Source organism: Psychrobacter sp. AOP3-A1-26, from assembly GCF_052378235.1.
Classification (GTDB): Bacteria; Pseudomonadota; Gammaproteobacteria; order Pseudomonadales; family Moraxellaceae; genus Psychrobacter.
The window spans coordinates 1-23,408 of the sequence record NZ_JBQSXN010000023.1; the positions used below are offsets into that span (position 1 = coordinate 1).

General features: G+C 42.6%; 15 protein-coding genes. 8 read left to right on the forward strand and 7 right to left on the reverse strand.

Annotated features, from left to right (window positions below; translation table 11 throughout):
* Nucleotides 1-262 precede the first annotated feature (262 nt).
* Both ACT3TU_RS05885 and ACT3TU_RS05890 read left to right on the forward strand, forming a co-directional pair.
* Nucleotides 263-1,927 (forward strand): alpha-keto acid decarboxylase family protein, encoded by a 1,665-nt coding sequence (locus tag ACT3TU_RS05885; RefSeq protein ID WP_192524267.1) that lies wholly within the window; start codon nucleotides 263-265, stop codon nucleotides 1,925-1,927.
* Between the two features lie 473 nt (nucleotides 1,928-2,400).
* Nucleotides 2,401-4,197 carry a potassium/proton antiporter gene (locus tag ACT3TU_RS05890; protein WP_192523026.1) on the forward strand — a complete coding sequence of 599 codons (1,797 nt, stop codon included), beginning with the start codon at nucleotides 2,401-2,403 and terminating at the stop codon, nucleotides 4,195-4,197.
* A gap of 40 nt (nucleotides 4,198-4,237) precedes the next feature.
* On the opposite strand, the gene ACT3TU_RS05895 is transcribed toward ACT3TU_RS05890, so the two are convergent.
* Both ACT3TU_RS05895 and ACT3TU_RS05900 read right to left on the reverse strand, forming a co-directional pair.
* Nucleotides 4,238-6,301 (reverse strand): FAD-dependent oxidoreductase, encoded by a 2,064-nt coding sequence (locus tag ACT3TU_RS05895; protein WP_225736901.1) that lies wholly within the window; start codon nucleotides 6,299-6,301, stop codon nucleotides 4,238-4,240.
* Between the two features lie 224 nt (nucleotides 6,302-6,525).
* Nucleotides 6,526-7,059 (reverse strand): DUF2058 domain-containing protein, encoded by a 534-nt coding sequence (locus tag ACT3TU_RS05900; RefSeq protein ID WP_444784150.1) that lies wholly within the window; start codon nucleotides 7,057-7,059, stop codon nucleotides 6,526-6,528.
* 318 nt (nucleotides 7,060-7,377) lie between these two features.
* Here ACT3TU_RS05900 and ACT3TU_RS05905 point away from each other — a divergent pair, with 318 nt between their 5' ends.
* A complete protein-coding gene (locus tag ACT3TU_RS05905; protein ID WP_192529368.1) occupies nucleotides 7,378-8,268 on the forward strand; it encodes a universal stress protein in 891 nt (296 codons plus the stop codon).
* A gap of 317 nt (nucleotides 8,269-8,585) precedes the next feature.
* On the opposite strand, the gene ACT3TU_RS05910 is transcribed toward ACT3TU_RS05905, so the two are convergent.
* Both ACT3TU_RS05910 and ACT3TU_RS05915 read right to left on the reverse strand, forming a co-directional pair.
* Nucleotides 8,586-9,857 carry an HmuY family protein gene (locus ACT3TU_RS05910; protein ID WP_444784151.1) on the reverse strand — a complete coding sequence of 424 codons (1,272 nt, stop codon included), beginning with the start codon at nucleotides 9,855-9,857 and terminating at the stop codon, nucleotides 8,586-8,588.
* Between the two features lie 102 nt (nucleotides 9,858-9,959).
* Entirely contained in the window at nucleotides 9,960-12,149 is a 2,190-nt protein-coding gene (locus ACT3TU_RS05915; protein ID WP_444784152.1) for a TonB-dependent receptor plug domain-containing protein, read from the reverse strand.
* A 447-nt stretch (nucleotides 12,150-12,596) separates the two neighbouring features.
* Here ACT3TU_RS05915 and ACT3TU_RS05920 point away from each other — a divergent pair, with 447 nt between their 5' ends.
* From ACT3TU_RS05920 to ACT3TU_RS05935, 4 genes are all read left to right on the forward strand, one after another.
* Nucleotides 12,597-13,742 (forward strand): ChuX/HutX family heme-like substrate-binding protein, encoded by a 1,146-nt coding sequence (locus ACT3TU_RS05920; RefSeq protein WP_192529365.1) that lies wholly within the window; start codon nucleotides 12,597-12,599, stop codon nucleotides 13,740-13,742.
* Nucleotides 13,743-13,907: 165 nt separating this feature from the next.
* Nucleotides 13,908-14,783: a heme/hemin ABC transporter substrate-binding protein gene (locus ACT3TU_RS05925; protein WP_192529364.1), complete on the forward strand. Its 876-nt coding sequence runs from the start codon at nucleotides 13,908-13,910 to the stop codon at nucleotides 14,781-14,783.
* 140 nt (nucleotides 14,784-14,923) lie between these two features.
* Entirely contained in the window at nucleotides 14,924-15,910 is a 987-nt protein-coding gene (locus ACT3TU_RS05930) for a FecCD family ABC transporter permease (RefSeq protein ID WP_225736900.1), read from the forward strand.
* Nucleotides 15,911-15,925: 15 nt separating this feature from the next.
* Entirely contained in the window at nucleotides 15,926-16,777 is an 852-nt protein-coding gene (locus ACT3TU_RS05935) for an ABC transporter ATP-binding protein (protein ID WP_444784153.1), read from the forward strand.
* Nucleotides 16,778-16,938: 161 nt separating this feature from the next.
* On the opposite strand, the gene bhcD is transcribed toward ACT3TU_RS05935, so the two are convergent.
* The 3 genes from bhcD to bhcB all read right to left on the reverse strand — a co-directional run bounded on the left by bhcD (nucleotide 16,939) and on the right by bhcB (nucleotide 20,328).
* Nucleotides 16,939-17,928, reverse strand: coding sequence for an iminosuccinate reductase BhcD (gene bhcD, locus ACT3TU_RS05940; protein ID WP_192523017.1), 990 nt, complete (start codon nucleotides 17,926-17,928; stop codon nucleotides 16,939-16,941).
* 125 nt (nucleotides 17,929-18,053) lie between these two features.
* The gene (gene bhcC, locus ACT3TU_RS05945; protein WP_192523016.1) at nucleotides 18,054-19,205 is read right to left on the reverse strand and encodes a 3-hydroxy-D-aspartate aldolase BhcC; all 1,152 of its coding nucleotides are present in this window, start codon (nucleotides 19,203-19,205) and stop codon (nucleotides 18,054-18,056) included.
* 142 nt (nucleotides 19,206-19,347) lie between these two features.
* A complete protein-coding gene (gene bhcB / locus ACT3TU_RS05950; protein WP_192523015.1) occupies nucleotides 19,348-20,328 on the reverse strand; it encodes a beta-hydroxyaspartate dehydratase BhcB in 981 nt (326 codons plus the stop codon).
* Between the two features lie 1,041 nt (nucleotides 20,329-21,369).
* Here bhcB and ACT3TU_RS05955 point away from each other — a divergent pair.
* Nucleotides 21,370-23,052, forward strand: a complete 1,683-nt coding sequence (locus ACT3TU_RS05955; RefSeq protein ID WP_225736899.1) for an NAD-dependent malic enzyme — start codon at nucleotides 21,370-21,372, stop codon at nucleotides 23,050-23,052.
* Nucleotides 23,053-23,408: the final 356 nt, after the last annotated feature.

Genomic DNA, 23,408 nt, shown 5'->3' on the forward strand with positions numbered 1-23,408 from the left:
AAATCATTTGATTAACTATCATCAGATGATGAAGGCGTATTATACGCAGTTTTTTTGGCCTGTCAACACCTATGACGATAAAAAGTAAAAGTTAGCAAAACAGGCATGTCATCCAGCCCTAATTTTATGTTATAACAGTTTATTATAATATGTATTCCAAAAGCTTTGTACGGAAGAAATAAGCTGGTGTGCATTTTATAAGTAACTTCACTTTTTATTGATAACTATCAATACTTATAATCGTAAGCATTAAGGATAAGAAATGAGTCAACAATATACAATCGCTGATTATTTATTTGATCGTATCGCCGAAGCTGGTGCGACAGAGATATTTGGCGTGCCCGGTGATTTTAACCTCACATTTTTAGACAATATTATCGCCTCTGATAAACTACGCTGGGTAGGCAATACCAATGAGCTAAATGCCGGTTACGCGGCCGATGGTTATGCACGCGAGCGTGGGTTTGCGGCTATGGTGACGACCTTTGGTGTCGGTGAGCTGTCGGCGATTAATGCCACTGCTGGCTCTTTTGCTGAATATGCGCCAGTATTGCATGTGGTCGGGGCACCAAGTACGGCATTGCAAGATTCAAAGCGCCGTATTCACCATACTTTGGGCGACGGCGTGTTTAATCATTTTATCAAGATGGTCGAGCCTGTCACTGTAGCACGAGCGCAGATTACGCCAGAAAATGCCGCCTCAGAGATTGATCGTGTTATTCGCTTGGTTCTTAAAAAGCATCGCCCCGGTTATCTGATGCTATCACCTGATGTGGCAAAAATGCCGATTTATCCACCAACAACCAAGCTTGACGACAGTCAAGAAGATATTACCAGCCAAGCGGCACTGGCGGACTTTAAACAAGCGCTCATAGAATTTTTGCCAAATAAAACCACAACGCTAATGGCAGACTTAATGGTGCATCGCTTAGGGCTACAAAATCAGCTCAAATCCTTAATCGCTGATACCGATATTCCTTACACCACATTATCGTGGGGCAAAACTTTGCTCGATGAAAATAGCAAACGTTGGGCAGGTACTTACGCTGGCGTGGCATCGCGCCCTGTGGTCAAAGATGCAGTCGAAAACTGCGAATGTTTGATTAAAATTGGTGTGCAATATACCGATACCACCACCGCAGGCTTTAGTCAGGATATTAATGAAGATGTGGTGGTTGATCTGCATTATGAGCGCGCGAGTATTGCGGGCAAAAACTTTGCCCCTATTGCGCTAAAAGATGCTTTACAAGTATTGCATGAAGTGATGACCTCAGGAATTGAGATCCTCCCTAAGCAATTCTGTAAAGAGATGAAGCCACATGAGCAAAATGGCAAAGATGACGAGTCTATTCGTCAAGATGATTTATGGCATATCATCGCCGATGCTCTAGATGATAAAAATCTGGTGTTCTCTGATCAAGGTACGGCATACTTTGGTATCAGCGATGTGCGTCTACCAGAAGGGGTGACTTCTTATGGACAACCGATGTGGGGGTCAATTGGTTATACCTTGCCAGCAAGTTTGGGGGCAGCCATTGCGTCACCGCATAAGCGTAGTATCTTGCTGATTGGTGATGGCTCGGCGTTATTGACGGTTCAAGAGTTAGCCGTGATGATTCAAGAGCGCACCAATCCTGTTATTGTGTTGATTAATAATGATGGTTATACTGTTGAGCGGGCGATTCATGGTGAAAATCAGCGTTATAATGACATTCCTAAATGTGACTGGCAATTGATGCCGCAAGCCTTTGGTGCCAATGAAGATAATAGCTTGCTACTGAAAGTAGAGACGGCAGGCGAGTTAAAAGCGGCATTGAAAAAAGCCGCCGCCACGACTGATAAACTGGTGATGCTAGAAGTCATGGCAGATAAACATGATATTCCACCGTTATTGGCGGATATTAGCGCAGCGCTTAAACCGAAGTAAGTTAAATGGTTTTTAATCGCTTAAGTGAACGATATCATTTATTATAATGCGCATTGTTTAATAATTGATAAGCACTAAAAAGCTCTATTTAGTATCATTACTAAGTAGGGCTTTTTTAATGTTACATTGTAGGTTGTTAATCGACTTTTGCTATACATAGTTAGTACTCGTATCAGTTTTAAAATGAACTCACTATAGATTTGATGTAGGGCTTTATTATTAAAAGCCTAAAGATGACTGTATAACCACGGTTTTCTATCTGAATTGTAGGTTATTGGCGTTTAGCAGAGACTAACAACAGGGTTATATGTTATAAAATATAGTCAGCTTTTATGGTTTGGACATTTAAGTAAATTGGCTTGAGATGATTTTATTTAGGATATTTAAAGTGGTAGCATTTTTGGAACACACGGGCTAGAAAAGGTAAAGCCAACACTCACGTAATAATGATTAAAAATAGGGCTTAAAAAAAGATGGATACCTTAAATATCCTGTATCTCGTAGGGGCAGTATTAATTTTTGCCAGTATTATGGCAAGTACGTTATCAGCGCGTTTGGGCGTTCCACTATTATTATTATTTTTAGTAGTAGGTATGCTCGCCGGTGAAGAAGGTATCTTGGGTATTGAGTTTTCTCAATATGGTATCGCTAACTTTGTGGGCCAGGCGGCTTTAGCCTGTATTTTGCTAGATGGTGGATTACGAACCTCATTTAAATCTTTCCGAGTCGGTCTAAAGCCAGCCATCACTCTCGCTACTTGGGGCGTGCTGGCTACGGTCATGATATTGGGTGTCTTCGTGACTTGGCTACTCGATGTCGATTGGCGCTTGGGCTTGCTAATGGCAGCGATTGTGGGCTCGACCGATGCGGCAGCGGTATTTTCACTGCTACGTAATGGCGGGGTTAAACTTAACGACCGCGTACAGGCGACACTAGAGCTAGAGTCGGGAGCCAACGACCCTTTGGCTATTTTGCTAGTGACAGGACTCATTGCCTTAAATGTGGACCCTGCTGGGCAAACAGTGCTGGGCTTCTTGGGGTTGTTGTTACAGCAGCTTAGCTTTGGCTTGGGCATGGGCTTACTGTTTGGCTATTTATTGGCAAGATTACTACCCAAGATACTGTTGGCAGAGGGCATGTATGCCATTTTAATTATGTCGGCTGGCTTGGCCGTTTTTGCCGCGACCAACCTGATTGGCGGTAGTGGGTTTTTGGCGATCTATCTCACGGGTGTGCTGATTGGCAACCACAAAGTCCGCTCAACCGAGCACGTTATGCGGGTGATGGATAGCTTTGCTTGGTTATCACAAGCAGTATTATTCGTGGTATTGGGTTTATTGGTAACACCATCCAATGTTATCGATGTTTGGTATTACTCGGTTGCGATTGCCGCCTTTATGATTTTGGTTGCCCGTCCTATCGCCGTTTATAGCAGCGTTAAACCGTTTAAGTTTAAAGATAGAGAGATTGGCTTTGTTTCTTGGGTCGGTTTACGTGGCGCAGTGCCTATTACGCTTGCGATTTTGCCCGTAATGGCAGGGATAGATGGTGCTTTTAAGCTGTTTGATATTGCTTTTGGCGTGGTGGTTTTATCCTTGATTTTGCAAGGCACCACCATTCCATTTATGGCGGATTTATTTAAAGTACGTATTCCGAACAATAAAGATCCAGAAGAAGAGCATGAAGTTTGGGTATCGGACAAAGCCAGCATTACGTTATATCAGTTTCAAGTAAAGTCAGGCGCGTTTGCGATTGGTCGTCATCCGATGGGTATCTCTAATCGAGTCAATCCTAATGAGATTAGTGTTTTCGCCTTGGTGCGTGGCAAGCAGATTATCCTTGTCGATGACAGTACCAAGCTCAAATTTGGTGATATTGTCTGGTACGCCATGAGGGGTAATCATGCCAGTCAGATTGCCAAGATTTTTAATGACACGACATTAGACCGTAAGGCCATCGATGACTTTTATGGTGATTGGTTGCTATCACCGAGTGTAAAGCTAGGAGATTTGCCATTCTTTACAGGCGTCATGACATCTGAGTCTTTAGTAGATAAACTAAAATCTAAACCTGACCCTGAGGATAAGATAACAAGTATGTGGGAGCAAACGGTCGCTGAATATGTCAAAGACAGCTTGGATATGGCGCCAGTATCGGGTGATACGGTTACAATTAATGATGAATGGTCGTTGGTCATCAAAGAGGTTGATGATAAAGGTAAGCTTAGAACGATTGGTTTAAAACATAAAGAGTTAGCAAAAGCAGTTTAGGGTCTGTTGAACATACCCTAAACGTATCGGTAAAACTCAGCTAACCTCGACGCCATGTATGGTATTTTTCAAGCCAATTCAAGGTTTTTTCAGGGGCATGGTTGCGTTTCCATTCACCAGCAACATACTTATTACCTTCCGCCCATGTGGGATAAACATGGATGGTGCCAAGTATTTTATTCAACCCTAAGCCGTGCTTCATGGCCAAAACAAACTCGCTTATTAAGTCACCAGCATGCTCAGATACGATAGTAACGCCAAGTATTTTATCTTTGCCTTTCGGGGTAATCACTTTGATAAAGCCATGGTTGGCGCTTTCTGTCACTGCGCGATCTAGGGTTTTAAAGTCGTAGCGTGTCACTTCAAAGTCGATATTTTTTTCAACAGCCTGCTGCTCGTTTAAGCCAACGCGCGCGACTTCTGGGTCGATAAATGTCGTCCACGGAATCACTCGATAGTCGACTTTAAATCTTTTAAGGTGTCCAAATAAACCATTTACGGCAGCGTACCAAGCTTGATGGGATGCCACATGAGTGAATTGGTAGGGGCCAACGATATCACCTGCCGCATAAATATTTGGATAGAGCGTTTCTAAGTATTCATTAGTGATAATGGTCCGAGCCGTTTCGATACCTAAGGCCTCTAAGCCATAACCGTCAAGACGTGCGCTGCGGCCGACAGCGCAAAGTAACTCGTCATATTCGATAGTGATTTCTTTAGATTGACCTTTTTCGTTCTGTGGCTGAACCACAATGTATTTTTTATCATCGTAAGTTTCGCAGCGAATGGCTTGATGTGAGGTCAACACCTTGACGCCACTACTTATCAATGCTTGCTGCACCAACTCTGAGACTTCTATATCTTCCTTTTTCATGAGGCGCGTGCCCCTTTCTATTTGAGTCACACTCGAGCCTAAGCGTGCAAAAGCCTGTGCCAGCTCAGAGCCAATAGGGCCACCACCAAGCACCACCAGTTTTTTTGGTGGCTTATCAAGCGCTGAAAACTTATGCCATATGGTATCGCTGGTGACATAGCCACTCTCTTCGATACCAGATAATGGTGGTATAAATGGCCGTGCGCCAGTGGCGATAACAATCGACCGCGCGGTGAGCGTTTGTGTGCCACCATCATTCAGCGCGATTTCTACCGTCCATGGATCGATAAGTTTGGCATAGCCTTTTAGAACCTCCACGCCCAAACCTGTATAGCGATCGATACTGTCGTTTGGGGCGATGTCAGCGATGACTTTATGGACACGCGCCATGACTTTTTTAAATGAAAATTGCGGTACTGTATTCTCCAAACCGTAACGCTCACCATGGTGCATTTGTTCTACGACTTTTGCGCTTTTAATGAGGGTTTTACTTGGCACGCAGCCGTAGTTTAGACAGTCGCCACCCATTTCTCCCGCTTCGATGAGCGTGACTTTTGCTCTAACAGTTGCAGCGATATAACTGGTGACCAAGCCGCCCGCACCAGCCCCAATCACGATCATATTGCGGTCGAATTTTTTCGGCTTATGATGGTTTTTATAGACACGACGCTTTTTGAATAGGTTTAAAATGGCTTTTGCTATCAATGGGAAAAAACCTAACAAGGCGAATGAGACAATCAAATTGAACGATAATATCCCTGACAAACTGTCGATTTGTGCCAATTGCGTACCAGCATTGACGAAGACAAAAGTACCTGCAAGCATGCCAATTTGGCTTACCCAGTAAAATGTCCTTGCTCTAATAGCGGTGACACCCATCAGTAAGTTGATCAAAAAGAACGGAAAAATAGGTACGAGACGTAGGGTAAATAAGTAAAAAGCGCCTTCTTTTTTGATACCAGCATCAATAGCTGCCAGACGTTCGGGGAATCGCTGCTTAATCGTATCGCGCAGCAAATACCGTGAAGTCAAAAAGGCCAGTGTCGCACCGATACTTGAGGCAAATGAAGCGACCAGTAATCCCTGTAGCAAGCCAAATAATGCCCCAGCTGCCAAGGTGAGTATGGCAGCACCGGGTAAGGATAATGCCGTGACCACAACATAGATTAAAAAGAAAAGTCCGATAATTAATAATGGTGAGTGCGCTTTATATTGGTCAAATTGCGCCATTGATCCTTTCAAACCTTCGAGCGTTAATAGCTCATTCAGGTCAAAATAAAAAAAGCTTGCCGCTAATAACACTATTAGCAGTATCAACAATATTCTTTTAAGCATAAGATATTATCCAGCTAAAGCGGCTATGCTTTAGTAAGCGTATTAAACCAAAAACCCTTTATAGCGTATTTAACACTATAAAGGGTTTTTGGTTTAACCGTCACTATAAAAGTCGACAATTACCACATTAAATCGTCTGGAATGACGTAGGCGGCATAAGGATCGTCTTCTGCCAGTACTTCTTCTGAGGTATCGTTAGACACAACTATGAAGCCTTCCATTTTTGTATCGATACGGTCAGCCAATGGACGAGGGAGTAGCGCATAGCTTTCTTCTAATCGCGCAATAACCACGTGACCCGCTACTATTTGATCGTATAGTTTTTGAGTGATAGCAATTTTTTTAACCTTGGAATCATCGACGAATTGATAGCTGATATCACCATCTGTCTCAGTGATTTGATGCTGTTTAATCATTTGCGCAATATTGGCTTTCAGCGTTTTTTCTTCTAAAGCACGTTGTTTTTCCTGATTGAGCTTTTGATCCTTTTCTAGTTTTTTTGCTTGAGCCTCTGCCAATGCTTTTTTGGCTTCTATGCTTTCTGAGTCGCCAGTACGCTTAGCATGCTGAGCTTGCTTACTGATTTTCTTGGCTTTTTTGGCATCCACCAATCCCGCTTTTAATAATTGAGCCTGTAGGGCATTTTTGGCCATAATTCCATCACCTAAATAACGATACTTAAATCATAAATACTAAGAAAACTATTGTAGCAAAATTTGCTAGGGAGTGTGGTTAGACGATGATAAGACTTTTTTAGCCCATAAAGACAAGGTTTTAAGACACTGCTTTTTCAAACCTTGGATAATGATGGTAATAACAAATTTAACATTATTGTATAAGTAAGCACGCATCGCTGGATGAAGTCGACCAAATTGGTTATTATCAAGGCAGTGGATGCGTTTTATTACCAAGCATTTATGGTGTGTGTTTAAAGCTATATAGGGTTAAATCATTAAATTTAAGGACAGATTATGACCACATCACAGCATGTTTTGGCCTGTATTGACGGTTCGGCAGTGACTGAATCGGTTTGTGATTATGCCGCATGGTATGCCAGTAAGCTAAATTTACCTGTTGGGTTATTGCATGTCAGTGACGTTCCTGCATCGATTAGACGCGACTTGTCGGGTGCGATAGGGGTGAACAGTCGCCAGCTTTTGTTAGAAGAGCTGTCACAATTGGATGAAACACGAGCCAAGGTAGTGAATAATTATAGTAATGCTTTGGTCCAAGATGCCAAAAGCCATATCCAAAATAACTTTAATCACGTCAATCATAGTGCTCACATCAGTCATATCGACATTCGCATCTATCAACGTCGCGGCAAGTTGCTACCTGCTATTGAGCGTTTTAAAACAGAAAATCGTGCCATTATCATGGGACGGCGCGGAGAAGACCATAAAAACAGCCGTATTAATATTGGTAGCCAAATCGAAACCGTGGCTCGTGCCTCCGATGTCCCTGTATTGATTTGTTCAGAAACATTTAAAGAACCAAGCTCTTATATGATAGCGTTTGATGGTAGCAAAACCGCTATTAAAGCCGCATGGATGGTAGCGCGCAGCCCAGTATTAAAAGGCCTGCAAGGTCATATCGTCATGATAGGCAGTCATAATGACGATGCCAAACAAAGCTTAAGTGCCGCCGCGGCACAGTTAGAGGACGCTGGGTACAGTGTAGATGCTCATCACTTATCTGCCTCTGATGCCGTGCATGGCCTATTGACATTTCAAGCAGACAATCACATCGATATTATGGTGGTGGGTGCTTACGGCCACTCGAAGTTGCAGCAGTTGTTTTTGGGTAGTACCACGACAGAGATTATCGCCAGCACCTTGTCTCCTGTGATTTTAGTACGCTAAATACGTAAAGGTTGGATAATAATTAGTATTGGTTTTATTTTAACAACTATTTTTAGCAACTATTCTTGGACACTGTTTATGCTCATTGATTGATGCAGCGAATATAATCGATGCACTGTAAAAAACACAGTAAAGCGAACACCGTGCTACTGGGATAAATTTTGCGCGGCCTTTGTCTGCGCTGGCACAGCAAGCAAGGAAGTTTTATACCAGTAGCGCGTTGTAATATTGGTACCTATTCTATTTAGGATTGACTATATGGTCAATCATTGTTCGGTTTTATTGTTCTAGACTCGTTCATATTTTTCACTTTGAAACTAAGGTGCGGGCTGTATATCCAACTTAAACTCCCATGAAGTCGCCGTAGTTGTACTATTATCAGGATAGTTGATTTTATCCAAACGTAGCCGCGCATAGCTATTACCTTCTGCTGATCTGATTAACGCGCCTTTGCTGGTTTCAATAGGTTTGGCGTTTAGCTGATGGGTCATTCCATTGTAGGTATACCAGCCAAAGTCTAAGTTGGGGAAGTTGCCGGTGTAAGCAGGGTTGAGGTCTGAGCCTTTACTATCAATCACCCAGTCTCTGGCACTACTTGGCTTGGTATAAGCGGCGATGTTGGTTAAGTCGGTTAACGTGGCAGCAGTATTATCTTTCAGAAATTGACTGACAATAGGCGCATCTTGGTCGTCACCTTCTTTGTCACTATAGTATCCTGCTGGCGTAGCGGCAAGGTAACCGCCGACTTTACCTTTGTTGCTATCAACAGCTGAATCACCACCATTTAAAATGACATCATTACGCTTAAAGCCAACTTGCCAGATGCTATTTTTATCCGTGCTGCTTTGTCCTGTTTTTAAATCAAAGTAGACCCAATTGTCATTATTTGAGGCATCAATGGTGTTGGTTTTTACCTTGTTAGGTAAGGCGGTATCAATCCAGCGAATGGTTGGATAGCCAGACTTGCCAGCGTCATTATAATAGTTAGTAATCTGCATGGCATAAATAGGCTGCTGTACGCTACTGTCTGTTATGGCATTGCTATTATCATTGGTAATCAGGTAGACGCGGTTGTTAGGATACAACTGATGCGCCTCTTTTAAATTGTACTCAAACCAAGGCTCGGTATTGAAAATACCGCCACTGCGGTCTTCATTATAATGCATGGTGATGTCACGACTGGTATCAGGATCTTGAATGGCATTGCTATAGCGTCCTAAATCCGACCAATCTATTAGCCCAAAGACGCCGCCTTTACCTTGACCAGAGTCGCCACTGTTTGACCATAACTTCGGCGAACGTGCTTCATTCTCAAATTTAATATCCCAGTTATCTCCCTCGCAAGCACTCTCAGCTTTGGCATCAAAGTCATAACATGTCGCTGTACCTAGGGCTAAATTGGTGACCTGCCACGTCGCGGTTTCGCTAAAACTGGCACTGCTAACGGGAGGCGTACTACCGCTATTGTCATTACTGTTGCCGCCACTGTCGCTGCCGCAACCGATAATGCTGAGGGATAATATACTGGTGGTTACTAGCATCAGCAATGTTTTTGGTTTGGTGTTAAATGCTGGGATAATTTGGGTCATATTAGGCTCATTAATAGTCATAGTTTTATATAAAACGTGAAAAAAAGTGTGAAAAGTAATCGTACGAATATGTTTGATTTAGAATTATTGTTGATGAAAGGCTTACCAGTGATAACTGGCGCCAAGTAGCCATTCGCGATTATCAATAGGACGATAGTCACTGCTGTCTTTGACATCACGCTGTACATCAAAAATATTATTAATCGCGGCATACAAGCTCAAGTTTGCCGTCGCGTCATAGTTGAGCTTGCTATCGAGCGTCCACCAAGACGGTGAATACGCTTGTTCGCTAGTGCTAATGAGCTGCTTGGATTCATAATTAAGGCGCGGGATAAGCTGTAATTTGTCATTGATACGGTAATCAAGTGCCAGCATCGCTTTATGATTGGGCTTATAGGTCAGCTCGGTATCGGTCACATTGTTATGTGTGTTCAGGTAGGCATAAGTTGTTTGCAGCTTGGCGCGGTCATCCACTTGCCAATCAATACCGATATCGCCGCCATAAGTTTTGGCGCTGTCGACATTCATATATTTATAAATGGCGATATTGCCCTCAAAGGTCGCATTGTCTTCATCGGTTTGGATTAAATCGTCGATCTCATTATAAAAACCATTAACCGTCAAATTAACGCTGTCGCTAAGCTGACCTTGATAGCCGACTTGATAACTGGTTGAGGTTTCGGGTTGCAAGTCAGGATTGCCCATGACTTTATAGCCCAAGTTACTGTGGTCAAAGACGTAGTAGCGCTCTTTTAGATTGGGCACGCGATAACCGCCGCCAATACTGCTGCGAAAGATATGATCGCGGCCATTGGCATCTAAGTGGTTATATTTAAGGGAAACTTTCGGTGCGACATGATCGCCAAAGTCTTCGTCGTTTTGATAACGAACACCGCTTAGAACCTCCCAATTATCCCCAATCAGCCAATCATCTTGTAGATACAGCTCACCGACATCGCGGCTGACGTTATCGCTAATAAGTTCACTGACTTGATTTTTTGTTTGGCTTAATTTGTCTTGTTGAACCTGACCGCCGACTTGTATGAGGTGAGTATGATTATCCGATATTACCCATTCCGGTAGGTCAAGCTGAGCCTGAGCCAGTGCCGTAGTGATATTGGTGTCACGAATACTGGTAACGGTCTGCTGAGTTTTGGTATCAGATTCGCTTTGATAGTCCTCATAGAACGCTTGAGCCGATAGCCGATAGGTTTTACTGCGATCATCAGCATGCGGTGCAATATCAGTGCGCGCCCCAACACTAAAACGCTGCTTGGTGATGTGCTCATCTCTTTGCTGTGCTAAATAGCGCGGTGGCACATAATAATTAAAGCGACTGACATCATCTTCTTGATAGTGGCTGGCCTCTAACCAGTATTGAGAATTTTTGACCACTCGGCTATCGTCATCGTCTAATATGGCTTTACCATCAGGGCTATAGCTCAGGCGGGCACTTATTTGTGATTGCTCGCTGGCATCTTTTAATCTGGGCCACGCTTTATGGTCTAAGCTTAAGCCATTATTATCCAGATACGACCCTGATAAGCGAGCGTGAAAACGCTGTTCCTTATCCAATGCGCCTTCAATACTGGCTTCCACATAACGTTTATTAGCATCTAACTTTTTATCGGACGGATTTTGTTGACCGTTGCTGGCAAGCTCGGTGGTGATATGTCCTTTTGCTGCATCAATGGGTTTGGTAATAATATTAATCACACCGCCCATGGCTGCACTACCAAACTGCGCTGAAGCCGCTCCTTGAACCACTTCTATTTGTTCTATGTCCATATTCATATATTGATTTAAGTTTACCGTCGAGCCGGTACTTGCAGTAATGGGTAAGCCATCAATCAATACCAATACTTGGTCACCTGTGAAGCCTTGCATGCTGACCTCATAACCGGTCTTGCCATGGACTTCGCGTAAATACACATTGGGCAGTAGTGCTAAAGCGTCTTTTAAAGTATGAGCATGATTGTCATCGAGCTTTTGGCGGCTCAATACTTGCAACGCTACGGGTGCATCACTTAACGCCCGTTCTGAGCGAGTGGCAGTCACTACAATGGGGTCTAAACGTATGCTCGGCATGGCTGCATCATCGGATTTGTCAGAGGGGTTTTTAGAGTAGGTTTCAGCTGTTGGTAGCGCTGTTGGCGCCGCTTGGACTGAAAAAGGTAGCAATCCAGATATGACTAAAGCGATACTCATGGCTAAAGGGCGACGACGTAGCTGTGGCGGATGGGTGTGTAATCTTGTATGAGTTAAAGGGAGTTGAGACGCTAAAATCGACATAAATAAAACAACCATCGTAGGAGGAAAAGTAAGAAAGTCGCGCTGCTTAAAGATCTTAGAAAGCTAAGAAATCGATTTAAAGCAACAGTGTATTGGTTTAGTTCATCAAGGTTTCGTTACTAAAATCACTATCGTCAGTAACAAAGTTCAGACATCATATTTCAAACGATAATAATTATCAAGATGCAAATGATAATTATTACTATTTACAAAGTGAAAAAATGTTGCCATAATAATTTCCGTTCAATACTCCTTAGCAGAAATGATAAACGTCAATGATGAAAAAGCTGTTATGAATAAACAGCCGCTTGTTGAAGCTTTGACAAGCCGCGCTTTTTAAACATCTGTCATATATTTTATCGCTGCTACTTTCATGCATTCAACTTTCAAACTGATAAAGCCAAGGTGATTGGCTTTTTTATTACCGACTAGTTTATGGAGCGCCCTATGAGTTACCCGTTATTTTTAACCAAAAAAAATACTGAGCTTTGGCAGCAGTATCAAACTTTAAAAACAAAAACACCGATGCTGTTTCCTACAGAAGGGGCGATTGCACTTGGGGTAAGCGAGTTTGAGCTGATGCTAGCATCCCCTTATAGCCATTATATTGGTAATCAGTGTAAAGCGGTCTTAAAGCAGTTTGAAAAGTTTGGTGATATGGAAAGCATCGTGAGAAACGAGCTAGCTGTCCATGAAAAAACGGCGCCATACAACAATCTTAAGCTGGGCGAAAAAATGGGACTGGCGCTCAATGTCGGCGGTTTGGATTTACGTTTCTTTATGTGGCAATGGCATCATATGTTGGCGGTCACTGATACCAGCCGCGCTGATAAGCCTTCATATAGTATCCAGTTTTATAATGCCGAGGGCGCTGCCATCGACAAAGTTTATCTACGTGAGTTGAGTGCGGACAGCATTGCCCGCTGGCAAGCGATGATTCAGGAGCAATTACAAACGGTTGGTATTGATGAGCTAACCCTAACTGCTCAGGAGCAGCCTACAGACTGGCGTTATAAAGCGCTGAGTGAAGAGGAGCGTGCGCAACTGCAACAAGGTTGGCAAGAAATGACAGACGTGCATCAGTTTCATAGCTTGTTAAAAAATCTCGATATCGATCGCGCCAGCAGCTACCAACAAGCCCCTGAACAAATGACGCATCGTCTTGATATTAGCGCTGTCGAAGCGATTTTTGAACAAGCGCGTGATGCCAAATGTCCCATTATGACGTTCGTTGGTAATAGTGGTTTGGTACAAATTCAAACGGGTACCGTGCAAACGTTAAAGCGTATGGGGGACTGGTTTAATGTGTTAGATAAAGGTCACAATAATTTTACGCTGCACCTAAAAGACAAAGCGTTAGCGCAAGTATGGTGCGTTAAGCGCCCAACTAAAGACGGTATTGTGACTTGTATTGAAGGTTTTGATAACAAAGGGTCTAGTATATTTAGTGTATTTGGTCAACGTATTGAAGGCACACCTGAGCTTGTTGAATGGCAGCAAATTGTCGCCAATATTGTCGCAGCTCATTCGTATTCAGAAGTCGCAGTGCAAACGACGGTAACCCAAGCGCTAAGCACTGAGGAAATGGTATAGATTTAACGTAGCATATAAATAATGACGACTGGAACTAGAGCTGCATATCCTTTGCGTAACACTTTCTTTGCATAACACTTTACGTGCCAGTCGTTCTAATCAATCATTATTATTAATCGACAACCGTCATCAGTAGTCCTTAAAGATTATGAACAAGGAATTTTCATGTCCTCTCAGTTATTTAAAAAAAGCAGCAAAAATCTAACATCAGAAAAGCCTTCAATGATAGACCAGTCTTTTAGTAAAGGTACATTAAACGTAGCTGTTATGATTGGCGCATTTGCCTTGCCCTCGCTTTCCGCCCAAGCTTATGAGCGTATTGTCGCGATGAGTCCAGATGTTGCAGACGTAGTAGTGGCATTAGGCGCGACTGATAAATTGGTTGGTAAAGATGCGACCAATGATAATCCAGCGCTAAAGAGCGTGCCCGCAGTAGGCATGCACCGTAATATTACTGCTGAATCAGTCTTGGCAGTCAAGCCTGATTTGGTACTCGGTAGTTATATGGTGCAGCCTGCGAGTATCTATCAGCGCTTAAATAGCTTAAAGGTTAAAGCGGTCAATGTGGCACCCAAAGAACAGGTAAGCACCTTTGCCAATAGTATTAAATCTATCGGCAGCTACGTGGGTAAAAAACCCCAAGGGTCAGAGCTTGCTAAGCGTTGGAATGCAGATATGAGCCCAATGGCAAAGACGGGCAAACGCTATTTACTGAGTTACGACGGTCGTATCGTTGCAGGTAAGGGAACGGTAGGGGATGAGTTGATTCGCCGTGCTGGCGGGATTAACGCTGCAAACGTCTCAGGGTTAAAACCCATGTCACGTGAAGGCTGGCTGGCGGCCAAACCTGACGTTATTATTATTGCTGATCATAACCAAGCAGTCGTCGGCGGTGTTGGTAAATTCAGTAAGCGTCCAGAGATTGCGGCAAGTGCTGCCGGTAAAAATGGTGGCGTACACTTTTGGCCAGCCGATGACTTCTTGCGTTATGGTTTGAACTCACCGCAAATCTTAAAAAGACTTCATTCAGTCGCAAAGTAGTTGGTTAAAAGCTAAAGCTACTTACGTGGTCATCTCTATTTTAGCCATAGTTTTAGCCCTTATGTTATGCATCAATTTCATAAGCTGAGCGTGAGCTATTGACCACTCTTTTTCATCTGCTTAATAAAACGATACATCATATGGCAAATACGATTACCGTTCCTGTCCCTGCGTCAACTGGCAGGCATAAACACAACTTCTATTACATGCTTGCCGTTATAGCCTCTGGGTTACTGATTTGGTTGGGTCTTGGTATTGGCTTTGGCGAATGGTCAAGTCCCAATCATCTTGACGACACTATATGGCAGCTGCGCTATCCACGTGTAGTCACAGCGTTATTAGTAGGTATGGCATTATCGGTTAGTGGCGCAGCACTACAAGCCCTGTTTGAAAATCCTTTAGCAGATCCGAGTTTAATTGGCACGTCGGGTGGCGCAGCGCTTGGGGTGGTATTGGTACTAGCGTTAGGATTTGGCGGCGTCAGTATACCGCTTGCTGCCTTTAGCGGTAGTGTGCTGGTTTGCTTGTTTATTTTGTCTTGTCATCGCTTTTTAGGCGGTGGAAAGATGGGCTTACTGATATTGGGCTTTGTCATCAGTGCTTTTTGTGCCGCGGTGGTTAGTCTGATTTTATTTATGTCTGATGACATGGTACTCAGATCAGCAACCAATTGGCTGTCCGGAAGCATGGCGGAAGCGGGCTTTGTGCCGCTGCGTTATTCAATAGTTTCTATGCTATTGGGGCTGGCTATTTTACTGCCTTTAGGTCGTCAGCTAGATGGATTAATGCTCGGTGAAGCCGCCGCCAAATCTTTGGGTATCAAGGTTGGTAGGGTTCGTTGTATGGTAGTGATTGCGTCGGCTTTATTGACGGGAGCGGCAGTATCTTTGGCAGGTGTGATAGGTTTTATTGGCATGATGGTGCCAAACTTGCTAGCCATTTTGTTTGGTGGCGGACGTATGCGCCTGATGATTTGGTCGGGCTGGCTTGGAGCAATGTTGTTATTGGTCATTGATGGCACAGCAAGACATGTTGCTTATCCAGTTGACGTGCCTGTTGGCATCGTTTTAGCGTTACTTGGCGGACCATTCTTTATCTGGTTGTTTGTCCGTAGTAGCCGCCGCTAATTGAGAAGGGGTTTTATGCTTCATTCATTTTTTATTTCGACATCAAAAACACCGTCAGTGGACTGTGAAAGTAACGTCAATAACATCAATAACAGTGATGCAAACGAGCTGTTATCGATGCAGGATATCCATATTTCTCACGGTAATAAAACATTATTAAAGGTAAACAAGCTAACAGTACCAAGCCACAAACTGGTGGCTTTTATCGGACCAAACGGCGCGGGTAAAAGCACGTTGCTGCATACGGTTTTGGGTCAACACACTGGAACCGCGCTTAAAACGCACGGCGACATAACTATTCAAGGTCAGCCTATCAACGAAGTTATGAATGATGGTCATATCGCTTGGGTTGGACAACATGAGCGCTTTGAGTTGCCGCTAACGGTATTGGATTATGCGTTGTTGGGGGTTTCGCCAAATCTTGCATGGTATCAGCGTCCAAATGGGCAGCATGTTGAACAGGCGAAAAATTTACTACAGGATTTTGAATTATTAAATTTAGCTGGCGCCCGAGTGCAGACCTTATCAGGGGGTGAAAAACAGCGTTTGGTTATTGTAAGAGCGCTGATGCAGAATACACAGATTATGATGTTCGATGAACCGACCAATCATCTAGATATCCGTCATCAGCGTTTTTTGCTTAGTTATTTGCATAATCTGGTACAGCATCAACACAAAAGCATCCTTGTTGTCTTGCATGATTTGACCCATGCGCATCGTTATACTGATGAAGTGGTTTTGTTGAATGCTGGGAAAGTGGTTGCTCAAGGCACGCCTAATGAGGTAATGACGAGTGAGCAGTTAAGTGATATTTATCATGTTGATATCAAGGCGCATCAAACCGAAGATGGGTTAGTATTTGTGTGAAATCGTCAGCAAAGTTATTTGTTTTTTATAACGGATCGGCTATAGATAATTGTCATCTAAAAAATTAAAACAATATCAGATAAACATTATAAAAAAACCGCCAAATAATTATTTGGCGGTTCTAATTTATACTGAACTTACTATAACAACTATAACGAAAGTTATAGCGAGATGTGCTGAGCTTCACCTTTTTCGACAGCAAGCCTAGCGGCAGCAGAAGCCACGGCTAAATCTTGCAAGCCAACACCAGTACCATCAAACAGGGTGATTTCATCCTCTGAGCTGCGACCTGGATGATCGCCATTGATGGCGTCACCGAGGGTAGTGATATCAGATTCTTTGATAGCGCCAGATTTGATCGCGTGCTGGGCTTCACCAAGGCTGATTGATTGTGCGATTTCATCAGTGAATACAGTAGCCGATGCTATTAATTCAGCATCAACTTCTTGCTTACCAACCGTATCAGTACCCATGCAGGCAATATGTGTACCGGGTTTGATCCACTCTTTCATTAGTAGCGGCTCAAATGCTGAGGTAATGGTAATAATAACGTCCGCTTCGGCACATAATTGCTCACGTTCAACAGACTCAAACGGTACACCTAATTCTTCAGCGACAGCTTGTAAGTTTTTAAGACGATCTTTATTCTTATTCCAAGCGACTACTTTTTCAAATTTGCGTTGTTCAAGCGCGGCGCGTAGCTGAAACGTAGACTGATGACCCGCACCAACCATACCCAGCACTTTGCTGTCTTTACGTGCTAGGTGGGCGATTGAGACTGCCGATGCCGCTGCGGTACGTACTGCCGTTAGGTAGTTGCCGCCGACTAGTGCACGCAACTTACCATTGTCTGGATTGAATAAAAAAATCGTTGACTGATGGTTGGTCAAGCCTTTAGCTTCATTACCTGGCCAATAACCCCCTGATTTTAGACCTAGTGATTTACCAGCGCGGTCAAAACCTGATTTAAAGCCATATAGAGCATCAGCATAGCCAATCGCTTCACGGATGACAGGGAAGTTATACGCGTCGCCACGTGACATTGATGCAAATACATTTTCAACCGCGATAAATGCAGAAGGGCGATCAATCACTGATTTACAAGCCTCTTCTGATACGATCAATAGACCTTCATTATTATCTTCACTCATTCTAAATTCCTTTTTATACTTTTTAATCTATAGTTCTTTAATAAAAAGGGGCTGCTGTAGGCTAAAGCTACAACAGCCCCTGTTAAACTAAACTGATAAAATTAAATTAATTCAACTTATCGTGATTAGTATGCGCGACCACGTGCAGATACAGGCCATACTTTTTCAACTTTACCGTTGCGGACACCAATATAAAAATCATGGATGTTACAAGTAGGATCACAATGACCAGGTACTAGCTTCAGTTTTTCATTGATTTTTAGTACGCCATTTGGATCGCTTACGACGCCATGTTCGTCTGAACATTTAACGTATTCAACATCATCACGACCATAGATAAAGGGTAGGCCACTATCTACTGATTGAGCTTTTAGACCAGCATCAACAATCGCTTTGTCAGGTTTGGCATGGCTCATAACAGAAGTTAATAGGAACAACGCATTTTCCCACTCACCAGCATCGATACGGTTGCCGTCTTCATCTAAGATACGACCGTAGTCAGCATCCATAAACGCGTAAGAGCCACACTGTAATTCGTTGAAAACACCTGAATTACTTTCAAAGTAGTAACTGCCCGTACCGCCACCTGAAACAAACTCTGGTTTTAGACCAAGCTCGTCTAAGGCATCGATAGCTTCTTGTACTTGATCGATAGCGATTTGGGTTTTAGCTTTACGATCGCTAAAGCTGTCCATGTGCTGCATGGCACCTTGATACGCTTGAATACCAGTGAATTTGATATTTTCAGCGGCATCAATTGCTTTAGCGATTTCAACAACCGCTTCAGTGGTAGTAACACCACAACGACCCGCGCCACAATCAATTTCGATATAGCAATTAAGTTCAGTGCCTGCTTCGGTTGCTGCAGCTGATAACTCAGCGGCACTATCGACATCATCGACACAAACGGTGATTTTTGCGCCAAGCTTAGGCAGGTTAGCCAAACGTTTAAGTTTAGCAGGCTCGCGTACTTGGTTAGATACTAAGATATCTGTGATGCCACCACGTGCAAACACTTCTGCTTCAGAAACTTTTTGACAGCATACGCCGACTGCGCCACCCATCTCTTGTTGTAGTTTTTGTACATCAACTGATTTGTGCATTTTACCGTGGCTACGATGGCGCATATTATGGTCTTTAGCGTAATCGCCCATTTTTTTGATATTGCGCTCAAGGGCGTCAAGATCCAATACCAAGCAAGGGGTTTGGATATCTGCTTCATCCATACCAACTTCAGCAGGGACGTTAAAACCAACTTCTAATTCTTCAGTAATCATGTTCAAGCTCCATTTGTTTATTTGATTGTATTTACTTAATTAACGGTATTTAATTAACGGTACTTAGTTAATTGTATTTATGGATATAAAAATGCGTTTAAACTTGCGCTCAATTTACGCTTAGTTAACGCTCAGTTTTTGTTTAATTCCAAGGCAGCTTGTCAAGATCGACGTTACCACCAGTGATGATGACGCCAACCTTTTTACCTGCAAAAACGTCTTTGTTCTTCAGGATGACAGCGAGCGGTACTGCACAGCTTGGCTCGATGACGATTTTCATATGTGTCCACGTTAGTTTCATGGCTTCAATAATTTCTTCTTCAGTCGCGGTCAGAATATCGGTCACATAATTGCTGACAAAATGCCAGGTTAAATCTTTAAGCGGTACTTTTAAGCCATCAGCGATAGTATCGGGTGCATCATCAGCGATAATATGCCCCGCTTTTAGTGAGCGCGCGGCATCATCAGCGTTGACAGGCTCTGCAGCATAAATTTTGACATCAGGGGCTAGGTTCGATAACGTCAAGCATGTGCCTGAAATCATACCGCCGCCACCGATTGGGGCGACAACCATATCAGGTTTTACGCCACGTTCTTCCATTTGCTCCAAAAACTCACGTGAGCAAGTCGCTTGTCCGGCAATGACGCGTGGGTCGTTGTATGGATGGACAAAGTCGCCGCCTGTTTCTGCTTGTATCTTGGCAAATACTTCTTCGCGTGAAGTGGTTGATGGCTCGCATTCAGTAATGATACCGCCATAACCGCGTACCGCCGCTTTTTTGGCTTCTGGCGCGCTATAAGGCATAACTACGTTACAGGGTATACCACGACGACCCGCTGCATAAGATAAAGACAGAGCATGGTTACCTGAGCTGTGAGTACAGACGCCATTTTTTGCGGCTTCGTCAGACAGACCAAATACCGCGTTTGATGCGCCGCGTACCTTAAAGGCACCCGCTTTTTGAAAATTTTCGCATTTAAAGAATATCTCACAGCCAGCCATCTCGTTTAAAAAGCGAGAGGTCAGAACTGGGGTGCGATGAATATATGGTTTAATACGCTCATGCGCCTCTAACATATCATCAAGCGTTGGAATCACTAATCCATCTTCATTTGTTATCATCAAAAATATTCCTTCATTTTTTGTTGAGTTGCTTATTTATTTAGTTACTTATCTAACGGTTATATCGAACAGACCGACTGCGCCATATTGCGTGCTATCAACTTTTTGGCATCAAAAAGTACAGACAGAAACGTCTTTTAGAAATTAGGTACACAGCAATAGGGACGACACGTTGAGCGCGTGGCGTAGTCTTTCTGGTTTATTGGTAGGGTCAGGAATGAAAACTGGGTTTTGCAGGGTTTTGATTTACATCCTTGTAAGCTTGTATAAATAAAGGTTATACAAAAATTAGATAGATAAGGTGTCGATCAGATTTCAAGCAAGAGTCTTCCTGACTCATACGGTTTTACTTTTTGTGTTTTGTATATTTAAAAAATTAACCATGTCAAAAGAAAGGAGTTGCAGGTGATTGGTCACTTTACTACTTACTGCATTCTTTTTATGGTGTTCTTGCGGTAACGGTTTTTACGAAGGATAACCTAAGAGGTTTTGGTTGAAAAAGTGTAGGTACTCATCAACTAATCAAAATATAGCATTAATGGTGAGTTGTAACAAGGTATTTTTAAATAACCTTTGTGCTAGACTATGATTAACCATTACAATGACTATTTTCTGCTCACTTGTCAAGATGTACCCAAGTGTTAAGATTTAATCAAGTCATCATAGTTTTTTTCCAACAAGCTTACTTTGATTGGTTTTGTTCTGCCAAGAGCCAATAGGGTAACGTTTACATCGCTATTTCTGAGCCGCTGTACTTAAGTGAGCATTTTTTTGCATTGCTCACTCTCTAACTGACGACAAATAACTTATTCAATGAAGCAAACACTATAAAACAATCCCTTCATTATCAATACTGAAGGCTTATGGAAGAGGTTTAATTTGTTAGGGGTATCAATCCTTAAGTGTGTTAGTTTGAATAATTTTAAGAAAGTTAGATAAAAACATCAATTTAAATAATTTCTATTATTTAAGAAATCGGTAAAAATATTTAAACCATTAACTTTGTACCACCATACACCTTTCAATAAGAAGATTTTTATTATGACAAACAAACGTCCATTATATATTCCTTTTGCAGGACCAATATTATTAGAAACCCCTTTATTAAATAAGGGTAGCGCCTTTTCACCAGAAGAACGTGACAGCTTTAATTTAACTGGTTTATTACCTCATGCCATTGAGACGATTGAAGAGCAGTCATTACGCGCCTATCATCAACTTCGCTCATTCACTAATGATATGGATAAGCATATTTATTTGCGTAATATACAAGATACCAATGAAACGTTATTTTTTCATTTGATTGAACAGCATATTGAAGAGATTATGCCGCTCATCTATACCCCAACGGTTGGACAAGCTTGCGAGAAATTCTCTCAAATTTATCGCCGTAAACGTGGCTTGTTTATCTCTTATCCTGAGCGTCATAAAATCGACGACATGCTGCAAAATGCCACCAAGCAAAAAGTAAAAGTGATTGTGGTAACCGACGGTGAACGTATATTAGGCCTAGGTGACCAAGGTATTGGCGGCATGGGTATTCCAATCGGTAAATTGGCTTTGTATACGGCATGTGGTGGTATTAGCCCCGCTTATTGCTTACCCATTTTGTTGGATGTCGGTACTAATAATCAACAATTGCTTGATGACCCGATGTACATGGGTTGGAGAAATCCGCGCATCTCTGGTAATGAATATAATGAATTTGTAGACTTATTTATCCAAGCCGTTAAACGTCGCTGGCCGGATGCATTATTACAATTTGAAGATTTTGCCCAAGAAAACGCGACACCGTTATTGAATAGATACCGTGACCAATTATGCTGTTTCAATGATGATATTCAAGGGACCGCTGCTGTTTCAGTCGGTACATTGATTGCAGCATGTTTAACCAAAGGTCAGAAACTTAGTCAACAAAAGATTGCGTTTTTAGGGGCAGGATCTGCTGGTTGTGGTATTGCCGAACATATTATTCGCCAAATGCAGCGTGAAGGTTTGACGGAGGCGCAAGCTCGCAGTCAGGTGTTTATGGTTGATCGTTATGGCCTACTTACCGATAGCATGACAGAGCTACAAAAGTTCCAAGAACCGTTAGTACAGAAAGAATCAGATCTTGAAAGTTGGGATCAAAGTCAAAAGCTCGGTTTAGCACAAGTGGTTAAACAGGCGGGAATCACGGTATTGTTTGGTGTCAGTGGGCAAAAAGGTCTGTTTACTCAAGAGATAGTGGAAACGTTATGTGCTAATACTGAAAACCCAATTGTATTACCGCTATCAAACCCAACGTCTCGTATTGAAGCAACACCACAAGAAGTGACAAGCTGGAGTAAAGGTAAGGCAATTATTGCAACGGGAAGTCCGTTTCCTCATACCACTTTTGAAGGTCAGTCTTTTGAGGTTTCTCAGTGTAATAACAGCTATATTTTCCCGGGTATTGGTTTAGGGGCTTTAGTAGCACGTGCAACGGGTATCAGCGACAATATGTTAATGGCTGCAAGCCAAGCACTTGCAGATATATCAATGGAATATGAAAAAGCACCAGGTGCGATATTACCGCCCATTAAACTCATTAGAGAGATTAGTGAAAAGATAGCCTATGCAGTGGCACTTCAAGCGATTGAAGATAAATTGGCGTTACCTATAACAGCAGAAAATTTAGAACGTCGATTAAAAGCCAATTTTTGGTTGCCAAAATATCGTAATTATCGTCGTACTTCTTTCTAACTGCTAGGAAATACAATGAAAAAAGCCGAATGTTACATAAGTAGCATTCGGCTTTTTTATTATTTACTTTTGATTTAATCCATATTTTGGCTAATACAAGGATGATTGTATAGTCAGTCCTAAATAAAATAAGTGCAAATATTATCACGCGCTACTAGGACGAATTTTTCTTGCTTGCTGTGCTTACGCTGACAGAGGCTGCGCAAAATTTATCCCAGTAGCACTGTGTTTTTTTATAGTGGATCGGCTATATTTAAAATCATAGCGACTATATTTTATAATGTCGTTGATTGTGGCGTTTAAACCCCATAAAAAAAGGCTTGCCGCATCGCTGCGAACAAGCCTTTTTTCTTTGT